The sequence below is a fragment of the Collinsella ureilytica genome (genome assembly GCF_019795105.1).
In the GTDB taxonomy this organism is placed as follows: domain Bacteria; phylum Actinomycetota; class Coriobacteriia; order Coriobacteriales; family Coriobacteriaceae; genus Collinsella; species Collinsella ureilytica.
The window spans coordinates 289,512-306,986 of the sequence record NZ_JAIMFO010000005.1; the positions used below are offsets into that span (position 1 = coordinate 289,512).

Here is a 17,475-nt window from a genome sequence, read left to right on the forward strand (position 1 = left end):
ATCCCCCTTCTAAGAAGTATGTGGTCTAGTCTAGCCGAACGATCGGTGCGAAACCTATCATTAACTTTTTAGTCTGGCCTGACCGCTCGAAACTCACCTCAAGCAGGTCACCGTCAACAGCAATAACTGACCCCGGGCCAAAGGTTTTATGATTCACACGGTCTCCCACAGCAAAGACCTCTGCTGCTCGGGCAGCATCTGGTCGGCGCTGCTCAGGTACGCGAGTAGAAGTGACACTACGCCCCGATCCAAAAGTTGCTGGAGGAAGTCCCGCATCTGGCGCAATCTCGCGATGTCTGCGTGCTCCTCCCGAGGATCGTGTATACGAGCCAAAAACACTGCCCCCATACTCAGCTCCTGTCCCAGACCCAAAGGTTCCCCTGCGATCCCCTCGCTTTTCCCAGCCAACACCGCCAAAGCCAGAGGAGCCCACGCCGGTAATTTCAATATCTGCCTCGGGGATCTCACCAATAAAGCGCGAGCGAGGATTGGCCTGGGTTGATCCATAGGTGCGTCGAGTTGCCGCATACGTGAGGAACAAGCGCTGGCGAGCGCGCGTAATGGCTACGTAAGCAAGGCGGCGCTCTTCCTCGAGCTTGCCTGGTTCATCTGGCGTCGCCCCAAACCCCCCTACATGCGGAAATATTCCCTCTTCAAGTCCAGCAACAAAGACTGCCGGAAACTCCAGACCTTTAGAGGAATGTACCGTCATCATGGTGATAGCTGAAGAACCCCCAGCTAGGGCATCAAGATCAGAGCGCAAGGCAAGCCATTCCATAAGAGCAGGTAAGGCCGCGCAAGATAAAGGACCGTATGCTTGCTCGATCTCAGACGCGCGCTGAGCACCAGGATGAGACGCAGCCTCGGATGAAGACGGTTCAAACGCAACATCTCCAGGCTTTACCCCCGCCACTCTCTCTTCCTTAAACGCTACAGTCAGGCCACTAGCCACATCTCCGCTGTCCATAGCTTTCTTAGTTGCCACTTGAGATGGAATATCGGCAATACCTGCTGAGCGCAGCTCCGCCAAGCTCTCAAGCGTACCTTCAATATCCTCATGAGTCTCTTCAAACTCAGCGGCTACGCCCAAAAACTCCTGGATGTTCTCTATGCGGCCTTCCGCCTCCATGGATCCCTCAGCTCGCAAGGCGTCCATGAGCCCTGATGCGCTCACAATGGCATCAACCACCTGGAAAAGCTCACCGTTCATGCGCCGACCACTTCGGACAATGTCTACAAACGTATCGAGCGCACGGCGAACCTTAGGAGTAAATCTCCCCGTTTCTGCAACCGCAATCTCACAGGCGTGGAAAAAGCTGCAATGATTTTCGAGAGCCAAATCCTCGATCTTTGCAATGGATGCCGAGCCGATGCCGCGACGAGGTGTATTAATCACACGCTTGACGCTCATCTCATCTGAAGGATTGACCACCATCTTGAGATAGGCCATGACGTCGCGAATCTCCGCACGATCAAAGAATCGTGTACCACCGACGATGCGATACGGCACGCCTGCACGCAAAAACATATCTTCCAAAATACGAGATTGTGCATTGGTTCGATAAAACACGGCAATATCTTCGTAGCTCATGCCAGCATCGTGAAGACGATCAATCTCACTCGCAATCCAGCGGCCTTCGTCTCGCTCATCAGCTGCTTGATATGCACGAATCAGCTCGCCATCCCCTGCGGCTGTGAACAGGCGCTTTGATTTTCGCTGCGAGTTATTGCGCACCACTGCATTGGCTGCAGAAAGAATATGTCCGGTACTTCGATAATTTTGCTCAAGCTTAATGACCCGAGCGCTTGGATGATCCTTCTCAAAATCGAGAATATTGGAGATATCTGCCCCACGCCAGCTATAAATCGACTGGTCGTCATCGCCTACGACCATGAGGTTGCCGTACTTATTTGCTAGCAGATTAGCCAGAAGATACTGCACACGGTTTGTGTCTTGGTACTCGTCCACGCTGATATAGCGGAACCGCTCCTGATAGCTCTCGAGAACTTCAGGACGTGTGCGCAAAAGCTCCAATGCTCGAACCAGCAGATCATCAAAGTCCATGGCATTTGCCGCACGCAGGCGCCGCTCAAGTTGGATATACACGCGGGCAGCTGCACGAGATGTATCGTTCTCGGCAAGCTCGAGCATCGCCTCGGGACTTACCATGGCGTTTTTAGCAGCCGATATCTTCCCTCGAATCATATTGATTGGATAAGTCTTTTGATCCAGGTCGAGAGCGCCCATGATGTCTCGCACCAATCGACGAGAATCATCGTCATCGTAGATAGTGAACTGGCTGGTATAACCCAAAAGATCCGCATCCTCACGCAGGATCCTTACGCACATAGCATGAAAGGTGCAAACCCACATACCGCGCGTACCTTCGGGAAGTAGATCTGTTAGGCGCTCACGCATCTCTGCGGCCGCTTTGTTGGTGAAGGTAATGGCCAAGATACGCCAGGGAGCCACCCCTTTATCCGCCACAATATGAGCAATGCGGTGTGTAAGGACGCGTGTCTTACCCGATCCAGCTCCTGCCAACACGAGCAGCGGTCCTTCGGTTGTAAGAACAGCCTCACGCTGGGCGGGGTTGAGCGAGTCAATATCAAAAGCGGCTGCCATAGAAGGTCTCCCTGCTGGTTGGTCGGATGCGGGCTTGCGCGCAATGTCTGCGCAACACTCTCGAGAACATGCTCTCGCAAGCGTGTACGGTACGCGGGGATGCATACGCGAGATGCAAAGGCGCAAGCGCACATGTGGCGCTACCTCACATATAAGGCGCTGCCACACGTAGCTCCGCACAGATTGCGCGCATAATACACTCCCACACGCTGAACAAGTTTCCAAGTCAGACGTGGGCGGCCTACCAGTATACGACGGCATGCAGACCACACCGGTCAGCTGTACCCCCATCTTGAAGAGAGGTGTTTAATGCCAAGTTCGGCGCGCGCTACTGAGCGCGTCATATCAGGCGCTTCGTCAGACGGTGGACTCTGGCTCTTCATCTGTCTGCGCGGGTAAGATCAGGTTGAGCAAGATGCCAACAAGTGTTGAGGTTGCCATGCCAGGCAAGGCATAGTCGCCCACTGGGATAGAGATCCCTGCTGTCTCCATGCCGACCCCAAGTATGATCACAACCGAGGCAATCATAAGATTACGATTGTCGTCAAAATCAACCTTATTGCTCACAAGCATTCTCAAACCATTGCTTGCAATGAGTCCAAAGAGCAGTAGACAGACGCCGCCCATCACCGGAGAGGGAATTGAGCGTACAAGCGCAGCAAGCTTTGGGCAAAAGCCTCCCACAACCAGGGCAATTCCTGCGGCATACCAAAAGATTTGCGTTGCATAAACGCGGGTGACACTCATCACGCCAATATTTTCTGCATACGTCGTGGTCGGAGGGCCACCAAGGCAGCCCGAGATAACGCACGAAATACCATCTCCCGCAAGCGAGCGCGGCAGCATCGAGCGATAATCGCGACCTACAACCTCACCTACCGTAAGCAAGTGACCGATGTGTTCAATGACCGTCACAATTGCCACGGGGGCAATGAGTGCAATCGCGCCCAGATCAAAGCGAGGGGCGTTTAAGTGCGGCAAGCCAACCCAGGCCGCCTCTGCAACAGGCGCGAGATCAACGAGGCCAAGTGGGATCGAGACCAGATACCCAACTACGATGGAAAGCAGAACCGGCACCGTGCCAAGCAATCCCCCACGGCTCGAAAAAACAACAGCTGAAACCAGTGTAATCCCAGCAACGACTGATCCCAGTACAAAAAATGTCGGGTTGCCATCGACACTATCGTGCATAAGCGCCATTTTGGCTGCCGTAGCAGACAGTCCCACTCCAATGACGATCATAACGGCTGCTACCAGGACAGGCGGCAAAATCCGGTCAAGCCAGCCAGTACCGATTACACGCACGATCGCAGCAGCTGCCAAAAACACAAGACCGGCAACAATGACGCCGCTCATAGCCGCGTCTAGCCCGCGCGTAGCTCCAACGGCCAAAATAGGGCTGATAAATGCAAAGGAGCTTCCTAAATAGCTTGGAATCTTGTTCCGGGTGACCAGCAAGTAGCAGATAGTTCCTATGCCAGAACACATGATGGCAACATTAGGATCAAGGCCAGTTAAGATCGGTACCAGTACCGTTGCACCAAACATGCTCATCATATGCTGGATACCAAGTGGAATCGCACGAACTGGCGCAACGTGGTCGTCCACTCCAATGACTTCGCGCTCGTGACGAGCCATAGATCCTCCTGTTGTTGAGCCGGACTTCAATTACCGCCGATTAGAATTACGGCTGCCGCTTAACTCCAAGCCACCTGAGATTCGGCTGTTGTGAATACGAATTTCACTGCCGCTAATTCGAGTTCCATCTGCTGCTGACTCGGACTCCAACCGCCGCCGATTTGAATCCGTATCACTATAGCGGAATATAGTGACTTCTCGCCGCGAAGGTGAGTTGATTTGCGCTCGCACGGATAAATCCGCCCGCACGGCTGGATGTGCTCGCACGGATAAATCCGCCCGCACGGGTGGATGTGCTTTCACGGGCGAGTACACTCGCACGGGTGGGGATACACTTGTAGGTGCGCTTTCTTCCCGCGCCAGATCTCCCAGCTTAAGAAGAGCAGGACATGTCTTCAAGCATTTTGACCGGAGCGCTGAGTGAAAATAACAACAAAAACTGCCAAGCCAGACACAAAGTCCAACTTGGCAGCCATAGAAACATCGCGCCCAGCAATCCAATAATATGCAAGCTACAGAGCCAGCAACGCAGGCGCATACATCGCTCAATAACCCATGTGCAAGGCGCAAACACAAGAGCATTTAACTCAAAAAACACAGTGCCAAAGCATACTAGCCGAAGGTGCTCGCACGCTTTAAGGACAGCGCCAGAGCATGCTAATCGAAGATGCCAGTACACTTAAGGAGCAGCGACAAAGCATACTTGCTGAAGCGCCGGCGTGCTTGAGCCCAGAACACCTAAACGATCAGGAAGTAGATCAAAAATGCGATGGCAGCCACCCACATGAGCGGCTTTACCTTCTTGATCTGGCCGGTCACTGCAGCAACAGCAACATAGGCAATGAAGCCAAAGCCGATGCCGTCAGAGATGGAATAGGTAAAGGGCACGCCAGCCACGATCATAAACGCCGGGAAGCCTGCAAGTAGGTCGCCCCAGTCAATATCGTGAACCTCGCTCATCATGAGGTAACCCACAAAGACCAAGGCACCGCAGGTAGCGGCCGAATTCACAATGGCAATTACCGGCGCAAAGAATGCCGCAAGAATAAACAGAATGCCAACGACCACAGACGAAAGGCCAGAACGACCACCGTCTGCCGCACCCGAGGAAGACTCAATAAAGGTGGTAATGGAAGACGCGCCAACCAAGCCACCAACAGCTGCAGCTGCAGAGTCAACAATCAGAATCGGCTTAATATCTTGAACCGATCCGTCCTCATTCAAGAATTCGCCCTGCTTGGCCACGGCCATGGCAGTTCCCATGGTGTCAAAGAAGTCAGACATCATGAGGGAGAAGGCAAACACGATAAGCGTTGGGTTGGTGAGCACCTTAACGATACCCATGGTTCCCTGCTCATCCGTTAAGAACGGAGCGCCAAACGACGAGAAGTCCAGACCTGAAACGAGCGCCTCAGGCATGTGCGTGAGACCTAGAGGAATACCAGCGAGCACCGACACGATAATGCCGACCAGCAAAGCGCCAGGCACGCGCATCGAATACAAAATGACCGTAGCAACAATGGAGATGAGACCCATAATAAACAGCGGGTCGCTCACCTCACCCAAGGCAACCATCGTTGCCTCATTGGCCACGATAATGCCGCCATTCTTAAGGCCGATCATCGCAATGAAAAGGCCAAGGCCGACAGAGATAGCATGGCGAAGCGAAACCGGAATTGCATCCATAATTGCCTCGCGCAGACCGCACAACACGAGCAGGAGAATCGCCACGCCTTCAACGAAGATAACGGCGTTTGCAGCATGCCAGTCTCCCCCGGCAATTGAGGTTAGGGTGAAAGCAACAATGGCGTTCACGCCCATGCCCGACGCGCAAGCGAGCGGTCGATTGGCAAAAATGCCCATCAGGATGGTCATAATGCCAGCACCAAGGCAGGTAGCCGTAACGGCGGCAATCATGGGAATGCCTGCCTCTACGAGCAGCGAGGGGTTCACCGCAATGATATAGGCCATCGCGAGAAACGTCGTGAGGCCAGCACGCATCTCTGTGCCAACGTTCGACCCTCGTTCGGAAAGCTTAAAGAACTGATCCATGGCTTCCTTTCTGTCACACTCTGAGGCGCACCCACAGTTGGCACGCACACACGCTCGGGCGCAGCCGCAACCACAAACGGCGACGCACAAAAACTCGACGCGCTCATAGGACAGCGCGCACAGAACGCGTTAACGATACCAAATTTCTGCAGGGAAACGGCTATGGAATCATGGCTGTAACACTCTCATAGGATGAGTGACGGAATCGTAAAAATGAACCGATCGACAGGCTGGGCAGAACCACGGCCTAGGCAGAACCGCCGGGGCAGGGTCGAAGCCTCAGACAGGCACCGCCTACACGAGCGAGGGAGTAGCTCCGCTGAGTAAGAAATAAGCCAGCACAGCCACGCCAAGCAAAATACGGTAGATGCCAAAGGCAGTGAAGTCGTGACGACGCACGAACGACATCAGCCATCTTATTGCTAAAAGCGAGACCACAAAGGCAACCGCGCAACCTACTGCAAGCAGCATCGTCTCTTCCAGAGCAAAGGTCCCACCAGTGAGCAAAAACTTAACGAGCTTGAGAGCACTTGCTCCAAACATAACCGGGATAGCCAAAAAGAAGGTGAACTTAGAGGCAACCGTGCGCGTACAGCCCAAAATAAGACCACCGATAATCGTTGATCCTGAGCGCGAGGTTCCTGGCACTAACGCAAGCACCTGAAACAGACCGATCCCGAGGGCAGTCTTCCAAGAAAGTTCCTCGAGGCTTTCAATCGATCCGATATCAGAATCAGATACCGCCAGATCTTCCTCACGAAAATGAGCTCCGACCAGCTGGTTTTCGGCAGCTGCGAATCGGGATGCTCGCACGCGCTCCACCACAATAAAGATGAGACCATACAGAATAAGAGCACCAGCAACAACTGAGGCGTTGTACAGATGCTCCTCCATCCAATCATTCAGAGGAATGCCAATCGCTGCTGCTGGAATACAGCCAAGCACAATCTTGCCCCAGAGCGCCCACGTGCGAGCGCGACCTTCTCGGCCTTTTGAAGGGCTGAGCGGATTGAGATCGCTAAAAAAGTAAACGCATACCGCAAGAATTGCCCCGAGCTGAATAACCACGAGGTACATGTTCCAAAACGCCTCGGACACGTTCAGCTTGGCAAATTCGTTCACGAGGATCATATGCCCCGTTGATGAGATGGGCAGCCATTCAGTTACGCCCTCGACCAAACCCATCAGGGCAGATTTAAGAAGTTCGATGATCACAGATCCTCCTGTCGCAACGGATCACTCCGCTTTGCTGTGTACGCGCACTGCTGTGTACGCGCGCATTGCTGCGGCTCATTATCGCCTGCGCGCGGCAAGACAACCACCCGCGCCGCGAAAAAATCAGCACGTCCGCAGAATCGTTGCGGAAATTCGAACTCCAGAGGGGTATACGATTGGTAAGACGGTTCGCAGGCCGGGGGATCTTCCCCGCCAAACTGGAGGAGGGCACCATGAGCGAAGGGTATTCAACGGTATTCGTCTCGCTCGACGGAACTGAACAGCAGGACTTTGTCCTCGCACGCGCAATCAAGGTAGCAGCGAATAACAATGCCAAACTCGTTATCGGCCACGTTATTGACTCCACTGCTTTGGAAGCAGCAGGCTCCTACCCCATCGATTTGGTAGAAGGTCTTGAGGAAGCCTTCCGTGAGTCTATTGCCGAACAGGTGGAGGCCGCGCGCGAGAATCCCTTCATCTCCGAAGTGGAAGTGCTTATTCGCTCTGGCCGCATCCGCGAGACGCTAAAGGATGAAATGCTCGATATCATTCGTCCCGATCTGGTGATTTGCGGCGCACGTGGGCTATCGGGCATTAAGTACGCGCTTTTGGGCTCAATCTCTACCTTCTTGCTCCGCAATACCGACTGCGACATTCTCGTCGTGAAGTAGCTTGCATCCTTGCATAAGAGATCAGGTGAGCAATGAGGCTGGTGCGTATGCCGCACCAGCCTCCTTTGCTACATACTGCTTGAAGGATCGACTCGGTATGAGCCGTGCATTCTGCTGCGCTGCGACGAATCGTCCTCGTCCACATAACGGAAGCGATTCGTTGGGAAAGCAAGGCGCATCTCAAAGCCCTCTCCCAGAGCCGATCTGGCTTCCACGCCAATGCCCATCTTGGTGCACAGTCGCTTCACCAGATACAAGCCAATTCCCGTTGCTCGCTCCGTCACGCGTCCTTGCTCTCCGGTAAAACCACGATCAAAGACACGCGGCAAATCCGCCGCTCCAACACCGCGCCCATTGTCAGCCACGACGAGCACAACGCGCTCAGACGAGCGCCCCTGATCTTGCACATACGAAGAGAAAGTAATTTCTGCGCCCTCTGCGCGTGCGTACTTCACGCTATTTTGAATCAGCTGTCCCAAAATGAAACGAATCCATTTTTCGTCAGTAAAAACCTTTTCTGAAAGATTGGCCAAGCGCGGCTCCATATGCGCGCCAATGAGCAAGCGGAAGTTATCCTTTACGGTCTTCACTACCAGATCGTGCAAAGTATAGGATCGCACCAGATAATCGCGATCGACCGTTTCTGAACGCGCATAAAAGAGCGCCTGTTCAATATAGCCTTCCGTGCGATCCAGTGACTCTTCAACCGCATCGGTGCCGCGCAGCACTTCCTCAACATCAGGCGCAGATCCGTCAATTGGCATAAGCGTATCCCGCAGATTTTCTACTGCTAAATGCGCAGCAGACAACGGGCTTTTTGCCTCATGCACCCACGTCTCTATATACTCTCGGTACTCTCCAACGCGACGCTCAGCAGCGGAAATGCGATTATTTGCAGCCCTCGTGATAACCTCCAGGTCATCATAGGCAATGCAACCCTCTACAAAATAGGGACGCTCAACCATCTCTGTTAGCCACAGTGCCTGATCGGGATGCTGAGAACACGCATGCAAATCGCGATAAAACGCCTGCTTTCTTGTGTAATCTACAATGAGCACAATCAGAGCACTCAACACAGGAATTGACGTGATAAGCAGCGCCGCCGCACCCGTGACCGATACTGCGCCTAACGCAATATACAGAAACACAATGGATGCCACGCCAACAGCAATACCGGGAGCGCACGAGCGCAAATACGAACCTAACCTCATCGCTACACCGAATAACCGTGACCGCGATGCGTCACCAGATAATCCGTGACCCCGATCTTTTCTAAGGTGGACCGGAGACGATTGATATTCACTGTCAGCGTATTGTCGTCCACAAATGCTTCAGAGTCCCACAGATCTCGCATGATCGCTTCTCGCGAAACAATAGTCCCAGCCTTGGAAATTAAGAGCGCGAGGATGCGCATCTCGTTTTTAGTGAGCTCAATCTGTTTCCCGTGCGCGCGAGCGAGTGATCGTGCTGGATCGAGCTCAACTCCACCATGAGAAAGTACAAGCGCGCCCTCTGCACCAGAAGCGCGGCGCAGTAAGGCCTCGATACGTGCGACCAAAACGCGGAGCCGGTAGGGCTTGGGAATAAAATCATCCGCACCGAGATTCATGCTCATGACCTCATCGATCTCGGTGGTACGTGCGGTCAAAACTACAATTGGCACGTCGCTTGATCCTCTGAGCTCGCGGCAAATAAACTGGCCATCGGTTCCCGGCAAAGAGAGATCGAGCAGTACAAGATCCGGCTCGGCAGCAAGTATCTCTTCCACCACTCGGTCAAACGAGATAGCGGCCGCCGTCTTAAAGCCATTGCGCTCCAACGCGGCAATCAGCTCATTGCGAATGGCGGCGTCATCTTCCACGATATAAATCAGCGGCTCTGACATAGCTCTCCTCTCACACTTGATTGCATTATGACATCGGTGAGCAAGCTATGAAAACGAACCTGAGGGAGCTTTCGAAGATGTAAGGACAAGGTCGAACTATTCGTGATCTTCCGCAGGTTCATACCATGCGGCCATAAATGCGCAAAGTATCAGGATGCAATCAAATATAGAAAAGAAATCAAAGAAGACCGGATTAACGTATATAAATATGCCATATCCATCAGTATCTGGCATAATGAGTTTAAATACTAAGTTAAAAGCTATATCAATGCCGATCAACACACGAAACATCTTTGAGGCTCCCGCAGATGTATCCATGTGAATATGTTTCTTAATGAAGGCAAACATACGGGAGAAGACGATAAAGCTAACCAATGAAATTGTTGTTGGGATAAGAAGTCCAAACATCAGGCGATCTCTGAGAGTAAGGTCTGTCCAAAAACCAGTCTGATAGCTAAAAATATAAAACCAGATTCCCGGAGTTTGATAGTAGGCAAAAATTACAAGGGAAAGGAGAACAGCTGCAACTATGCTGCCTACCTTCCAAAACTTACTATCCATAAACCACCCTCTAACGTGCACGAGCTTGCAGGGCTGCAAGCCCCTCGGAACAAAGCGTGATGAAAGGTTCGTGCGCGTTCACAGCAGGAACTATCCCGTGTTCATCTGACACTAAAAACCATGCACTCGCCTGAGAACGATCAGGTGCCGTGGTTCCTGAATCAGCCACTGAATCGTCGGCTGGAAGCTGAGCGAGTAGCACTGCCAAAAGCTCGTGTGACAATAATGCTGCCTCTGCGGGTGTATCTAGCTCCAGGGTCTCAGATGGCGACCCGTCTTGCATAGCACGCGATGCCGGAACAGCTTTCACATCTGCAAGCAAGCCATCTAGCTGGTCAGCTGGGAGCACTCGGTGATGCACGGTCAGCCCCCGTGTAGCCGCCAGCTGCTCTACAAGGCTCAGCATGCCGGATACGACAGCATGCTTTGCCTGAAAAATCACAAGATTAGAGCCCGCTACCATGCAGAGCACCTCAGGCGCGACACCTGCCTCTGCACGCTCCGCCTCTGCCTGACGAGCGCACAGCACAAGATCAAGCAGTGAGGTTTGTGCAAGCGGCTCGTAAGGTCCAACCGACATTGCAGCGTTACCGTTCACATCCACCACGAGCATGAGGACGCCATCGCGCTCTGAGTAATCCCCCTCAGCAAGTGACCATTCAATATGTTGCTTTGCCCACGAGACGAGATTTCTCGTGATTTTCTCACCGTTTACCTGACGCTGAGCAAGTGCACGAATGTGCCGGTTCAGAAGAGGGACGCGCTTGTGAGCCATTCTCCAACGGCAAATAAGCGCTGGCCGATCAAGGTCAAAGGGTTCAGAGCCAAACTCTTGTGTCTCACAAAACTCCTGATAGGCATTCAGATCCTCTGCATTATCGAAGATCTCCTCAATTGGCTCGTTCATCCCACTTCCTTTCTGCTCAACAAAAAGAGCTGCGGCCAGTCGTGCCCGTGCTGTAACCATTCTGACAGGTGAGTTGGAGTAAACGTCGGTTACAGGCACCCACCACAAGCAAGGAACGCCTCGCAGCAGCTCGCTAACAGCTCACCAGCGGTTCACCAACAGCAAGACATTCTCACCAGCACCTCACAAGCACCTTATCAGTGACCCGCCAGCAGCTCAGGTAGTGAAGCGCACCTCACCAGCAACTTACCAGCAACCCGGCAGCACCTCAGGTAGTGAAGCACACCTCACTGGACGCTAATGTCTAAAGTGACGGACGCCGGTGAACACCATGGCGATCCCGTGCTCATCGCAAGCTGCAATGCACTCGTCATCGCGCTTAGACCCACCCGGCTGAATAATGGCCGTCACGTCATGCTCTGCGAGCACATCAACGTTATCCCTGAACGGGAAGAAGGCATCACTTGCGCACACAAAACCTGAGGCCTCAACACCCATCCGCTCACATGTGTCCTCGGCGCGTGTGCACGCGAGCAAGGCAGAATCTACGCGGTTCGGCTGGCCTGGCCCCATGCCAACGCCTGCCTGATCCTTCGCAATGAGAATGGCGTTGCTTTTCACACCCTTGCACACGCGCCAAGCAAAGAGCAGGTCGGCAAGCTCGGAATCGGTGGGCTGGCGCTTCGTTGGAACCGAGAAATTTGCCACATCCTCATCCACACGGTCGACGGTTTGCACGAGCATGCCACCATCTACCGAGCGAAACTCCATCTCAGTCGGGGTGTCTACCCCGCCGGTGGCAAGCACACGCAAGTTCTGGCGGCGCTTCAAGCGCTCAAGCGCCTCGGGCGTATAAGACGGAGCGATCAGGACCTCGACAAACTGCTTATTTACATCGGCAAAATGCTCAACCAGCTCGAGTGGAACCTCGCGATTGCATGCAATGATGCCACCAAAGGCACTCTTGGGATCGCATGCAAACGCCCGGTCATACGCTGTTGTAATGTCGGGCGCAACCGCACTGCCACAGGGATTTTGATGCTTTAAAACCACGCAGGCTGGCTCGTTAAACTCCCGCACCAAAGCCCATGCAGCATCGGTGTCGAGCAAGTTGTTGTACGAGAGCTCTTTGCCTTGGATCTGGTGAGCAGAGGCGAGCGAATGCGCAGAAGCTCCGGGGAGCCGATAAAACGCTGCCGTTTGATGAGGATTCTCACCGTAGCGCAGCTCCTGCTGCATCGTCAGCGAGAGCGTGAGCTCAGCTGCCGGAGCGGCTGCCCAAGCAGCAGCGTCAAGCGAACTGTCGGCGGCCGGAGCTGCAACGGCAGCGGAAGCCGAAGCACTGTCAACGCTACAAGCCGCATGCTCAGTCCCAATACCCGTGCAACAAGATGCCGTAGTCGCAGCACTTGCATCCGCCTGCTCAAGCTGTTCTGCCAGATACGAAGCGATTGCCGCATCATAGGCAGCAGTGCGCGCATACACCTTTGCCTGCAGCTGCCGCCGCGTTGCAAGCTGAGTTGCACCGGCATACTTTGCCATTTCAGCAAGGACGCGCGTGTAATCTGCCGGATCAACCACAACAGTCACCGCATCGGCATTCTTAGCCGCAGAGCGCAGCATCGAAGGGCCGCCAATATCAATATGTTCAATTGCATCAGCAAAGCTGGTAGTGGGGTCAGCAACCGTGCGTTCAAACTCATAGAGATTTACCGCTACTAGGTCAATCAGGCCAATCTCATGCTCGCGCACCTGCTCCATATGAGCGGGCAGATCACGGCGAGCTAAGAGTCCACCGTGCACCTTGGGATGCAAGGTTTTTACGCGCCCGTCCATCATCTCTGGAAAGCCCGTAAACTCCTCAATCGGAACAACAGGAATCCCGGCCTCAATAAGCACGCGGGCGGTGCCGCCAGTTGAGACAATCTCTACCCCATGAGCCTCTACCAGCTCACGAGCAAAGTCCACCACGCCCGTCTTGTCCGTCACCGAGATCAGAGCGCGCCTGATCCGAGCATCCTGCGCCATAGTCCCTCCTAGATCTGGAATTATATGAGTCCTGCGATCGGCCAAACCCCATATCCTGCCATGCTATATGTTCAGCAAAGTCCAATGCCTTGCTAAGCATTATGCACAGGCAAGCTATGCGGCCAACCAATCGTTGTGCCCAGTCATACCTCACCAATGTAGCGCACTTAGCTCGCTCGCGGATGCAAAGCTAAAAGGATACAAAGTCTAAAACGTTCCTCCGCCGCCTCCGCCAGCGCCGCCGCCTCCACCACCGGAAAAGCCGCCGCCAAAACCACCTCCGGAGCTGTCTAGGCTCCCCGCCAAGGCCGACATGCTGAGAGAGCGACCCATATCTCCAGCCTCAGACAAGGGAGAAGATAGTGAGCCGTGACTCGTAAGCAACCACCACGTGGGATACACATCTCCGTAAGAATCTGCAAACTCGGCAGGAGTTGCCGCTGCTAGCTCCTCAAGGACGCGCTCAGAGACTCCAAGCGCAACAGCAAGCACGAGCAATTTATTCCAGAGCACCACATCTCCTGGAACTGCTTCTCCCAGACGCGTGAAGTCTTCAAACCAACGCTTAAGTGCCTCACACTTTGCCACCAGCTCAGCACCCTCAGCAGAGTAGCGCTTAAAATGGGAGCAAACTATCATACCTACCAGCACAAACGGTATGCCGAGCAAGGGCCAGGGGCTTTCGAGAATCGCGCAGGCTCCAACGATAAGCATGCCGCAAAACACCGAGGCAATGATGCCTAAGATTCGCCCAGCCATTCCCGTACTCTTCACATAGTTCGTGATTGTTAGCTCAACTTCTACCGCATCAACAAAGGAACTCCAACGCTCGCTTGCACCTCTGCTATCTTCTTCTTGTGCTTCGCGAATCTCACTAAATGACAGACCATGCTCGTACTCGTCCAACCCGCGGGTATATACGATCAGCCCAGCTCGATCTATACGGTTTTGAAGCGACTGATACTTATTCGAATCCACGCTCAGCAGATAGTCTTCATCAATACGCTCTTTGCCCAGAAAACCATGTGTGACCTTCTTGGTCTTAGTGATAGAAATAACCCTATCTTCGTTCAACTTCATAAGCGTTGCCACGAGCGCGCGATCCGTAACCGAATTTTCCGCCATGAGTGCAGAAATAACGGCAGGGTGATCATCGGATGGAACGTCTCTAAAATAGGTCTCTTGAAAAATTGGCTTTTGCTGCTTTACTGCACGCCTGGCCACCAGAGCAATAATGCAAAAGATAACCGACGCCGCGATAGCTCCACCTGTAAGCATGTAAGAGAGTATCCGCGCTTGTTCACGCTTCTCGTTTGCCTGCTGTGCCCAACGCGCTTCGTCTTTGAGCACCTGGTCTGTTCGATCTTCTGCCTGCCCAGATAAGATTGGCACCCAGGCGGTTGGAAAGAGCACGCGTGCTTCGGCAAAGGTACCGCTCAGCACCTTTGGCGCAGTAAAGAGGACGCGAGGGCCTTCGGCAGAATCTGGCTCAGGCATGACGGTGCCGTCTAACGGACCATGACCCCAGGCGCGGAAATTTGCCTGGTCATCTCCTGTATGCGCAAACACGCCCGATGAGGCTGCACCGGCAAAGGTAATGCTCAATCTTACGTCTTCTGCATCTTGCTGCCAGTCGGAGCCGATGAACTTCCAATAGAGCTCAGCAGTGTCCTTCCACGCCATAACCGCACCCGTCAAGGTATACGACACTTCAAAAGCTGCGGATGTATCTGACTCATGCGGCGAAAAGACTTTAAGGGTGAGCTCGCCGTCTTCTTGCACCGTATAGACCCCGTGGTCTCCTGGGTACGCCTCAGTTACACGCTGATACGCCGTCCCTGCTGTGTTGTCAGCAGCTGACGTGCTGGAGGTGCCAGCTCCGGGCGCGTCTGACGTGGAAGAGGTGCCAGCTGCGCCGGATGAGGTGCCCGCGCTAGCTGCGCCGCTCGCATCATTCGCGCCAGCAAGGTCGCGTACTGACGTAATCGCAACTGATACGTTTTCATGCTGTTCGTTTTGACCAAGCGGGATCTTCCAAAAGACCCCATTCACATCGTCAGAGAAGCGAAAGACTCGGCGCTCACGAACGTGCAAGCTACCGTCAGGCTGTACCACAGCAGCAATGTCTACCTGCGGCATTTCAAAATTTCTGGCAAAAGCGGGAACAGGCAAGCCAAGCACCAGCGCCAGAGTGGCAATCAAAACAAACACACGCGTTCGCATAGAAGCGCCTTTCGTCGGAACGGATTGCCTTCCATTGTAGCGAGACGTACCGAGGATGCATGCGAGTGTCCGCATCTGATCCAGACCTTACGGAGTGACCTACTACTTACAAACGCGCCGACCTGCTCCACATGCAACAATGATGTCTATCGTGACTCTCACCGTTTGCTGGATAGCTTCTCGCATCCGAGGGGCTCTCTACTACTTTTCTGTCAGCTCATCTTGGTTTTCTGCCCCTTATGGCTGATCTGCCGCCTGTCTGCTTGCGCTTGCTCTCGTGGTAGCTACGTTTACTCTCCTGGCAGCTGTGCTTACTCTCGTGGTGGTTGCGTTTGCTCTCTTGATGGCTGCACTTACTCTCGTAATAACTGCGCTTACTCTCGTGGTAGCTACGTTTACTCTCCTGGCAGCTGTGCTTACTCGCGTGGTGGTTTCGCTTCTAACGCTCGCTACGCCTTTTCTACCCTTCCGAGCAGATGATCTTGATCATCTGCTTCTAGTTTTCTTGCGAGCCACCTACTCTCGTGGCGGCTCGGGAGCAACAATATCTTGACGATGCTGTCGAATAAGATCCCACGAAAACGATAATGCAAGCTCGTCTGCGGTACGTGGCTCATAAGCTGCCGTAAGCCCCACGGTATACGCAAGCCAGCCCAGTAAACGCTCGGGAGTTTCAAAACGCTCGCGAAGCGCCTCCATATCGCGATCGCGATCTCGCTTGGAAAGCCGACGGCCATCCTTTGCCGTTAGCAGCGGAATATGAGCGTAAGTGGGCTCGGGCAAGCTCAGCAAACGCTGGAGATAGATTTGGCGCGGAACGGATGTCAGCAGATCCCGACCACGCACGATCTCGGTTATGCCCATCTCGGCATCGTCCACTACCACTGCAAGCTGATAGGCAAAGATGCCATCACTTCTTTTGATGAGAAAGTCTCCGCAGGTCATAGCCAGATTCTCACTACGGCTGCCAAAGACGCGATCCTGAAATGCGATGGTAGCAGCAGGATCATCTTCATCTGGGACAATCAGGCGCATGGCAGGTGGCCGGGTATGAGAGCGCTTCGATATCTCTGCGTCAGAAAACTTGCGGCAGGTTCCTGGATAGATCGGCGTGCCATCCGATACATGCGGGGCCGATGCCGCATGCAGCTCGGCTCGCGTACAAAAGCAAGGATAGAGCAGTCCCTTCGCCTGCAGCTCTCGCTCCGTCTCACGGTAGATATCTTGTCGATCTCGCTGATAAACCGGGTTTCCGTCCCATGTAAGCCCAAGCCATTCTAGATCTGACAGCAACAAACTTGTCCAACGCGGATCTTCTGCTCGAGTATCTAAGTTCTCAATTCTCAAATGCACAAGACCGTTTTGTGAGCGTGCCGACAGCCACGCAATTAAAAAGGCATAGATGTTCCCGAGATGCATCCGCCCTGTTGGGGAAGGCGCAAGTCGGCCAACCACTCTGCCTGTTCGATTTGTCATCCGTATTTCCACCTTACGTATCCGCCTCACGTATCCGCCTTACGTGTCCGCCTTACGTGTCCGCCTATGAGAAAGCTACCGTGAACGCCGACTGCAAGCCAGCTTACTACTATGCTTGGCTGCTTTGTCATGCGCATATCCAAGCACGCAGAACTCTATACAGCCCTCTACGACCTGCTTTTACGACATAGGG

Annotated in this window: 12 protein-coding genes; 1 reads left to right on the top strand and 11 read right to left on the bottom strand. The window is 53.6% G+C overall.

Translation table 11 applies throughout. The features are described from left to right. Positions 1–25: 25 nt before the first annotated feature. From K6V98_RS04015 to K6V98_RS04030, 4 genes are all read right to left on the bottom strand, one after another. Entirely contained in the window at positions 26–2,626 is a 2,601-nt protein-coding gene (locus tag K6V98_RS04015) for an ATP-dependent helicase (protein ID WP_222199236.1), read from the bottom strand. A gap of 357 nt (positions 2,627–2,983) precedes the next feature. After that, positions 2,984–4,264, bottom strand: coding sequence for a uracil-xanthine permease family protein (locus tag K6V98_RS04020; RefSeq protein WP_222199237.1), 1,281 nt, complete (start codon positions 4,262–4,264; stop codon positions 2,984–2,986). 738 nt (positions 4,265–5,002) lie between these two features. Then, positions 5,003–6,316 (bottom strand): NCS2 family permease, encoded by a 1,314-nt coding sequence (locus K6V98_RS04025; RefSeq protein ID WP_222199238.1) that lies wholly within the window; start codon positions 6,314–6,316, stop codon positions 5,003–5,005. A gap of 294 nt (positions 6,317–6,610) precedes the next feature. Further along, positions 6,611–7,501 (bottom strand): undecaprenyl-diphosphate phosphatase, encoded by an 891-nt coding sequence (locus K6V98_RS04030; RefSeq protein ID WP_222199301.1) that lies wholly within the window; start codon positions 7,499–7,501, stop codon positions 6,611–6,613. Between the two features lie 263 nt (positions 7,502–7,764). On the opposite strand from K6V98_RS04030, the gene K6V98_RS04035 reads away from it, so the two are divergent. Further along, positions 7,765–8,202 (top strand): universal stress protein, encoded by a 438-nt coding sequence (locus K6V98_RS04035; protein ID WP_222199239.1) that lies wholly within the window; start codon positions 7,765–7,767, stop codon positions 8,200–8,202. Positions 8,203–8,270: 68 nt separating this feature from the next. On the opposite strand, the gene K6V98_RS04040 is transcribed toward K6V98_RS04035, so the two are convergent. From K6V98_RS04040 to gluQRS, 7 genes are all read right to left on the bottom strand, one after another. Then, positions 8,271–9,413 carry a sensor histidine kinase gene (locus K6V98_RS04040; protein ID WP_222199240.1) on the bottom strand — a complete coding sequence of 381 codons (1,143 nt, stop codon included), beginning with the start codon at positions 9,411–9,413 and terminating at the stop codon, positions 8,271–8,273. 2 nt (positions 9,414–9,415) lie between these two features. After that, positions 9,416–10,087: a response regulator transcription factor gene (locus tag K6V98_RS04045; RefSeq protein ID WP_222199241.1), complete on the bottom strand. Its 672-nt coding sequence runs from the start codon at positions 10,085–10,087 to the stop codon at positions 9,416–9,418. 96 nt (positions 10,088–10,183) lie between these two features. Continuing rightward, complete coding sequence (locus tag K6V98_RS04050) at positions 10,184–10,648, bottom strand: hypothetical protein (protein ID WP_222199242.1); 465 nt, start codon at positions 10,646–10,648, stop codon at positions 10,184–10,186. A gap of 10 nt (positions 10,649–10,658) precedes the next feature. Then, complete coding sequence (locus K6V98_RS04055; RefSeq protein WP_222199243.1) at positions 10,659–11,555, bottom strand: hypothetical protein; 897 nt, start codon at positions 11,553–11,555, stop codon at positions 10,659–10,661. A gap of 297 nt (positions 11,556–11,852) precedes the next feature. Further along, a complete protein-coding gene (gene purH, locus K6V98_RS04060; RefSeq protein ID WP_222199244.1) occupies positions 11,853–13,583 on the bottom strand; it encodes a bifunctional phosphoribosylaminoimidazolecarboxamide formyltransferase/IMP cyclohydrolase in 1,731 nt (576 codons plus the stop codon). Between the two features lie 207 nt (positions 13,584–13,790). Next, positions 13,791–15,806 (bottom strand): DUF2207 domain-containing protein, encoded by a 2,016-nt coding sequence (locus tag K6V98_RS04065; protein ID WP_222199245.1) that lies wholly within the window; start codon positions 15,804–15,806, stop codon positions 13,791–13,793. A gap of 516 nt (positions 15,807–16,322) precedes the next feature. Next, positions 16,323–17,282, bottom strand: coding sequence for a tRNA glutamyl-Q(34) synthetase GluQRS (gene gluQRS / locus K6V98_RS04070; protein ID WP_222199246.1), 960 nt, complete (start codon positions 17,280–17,282; stop codon positions 16,323–16,325). Between the last annotated feature and the right edge of the window lie 193 nt (positions 17,283–17,475).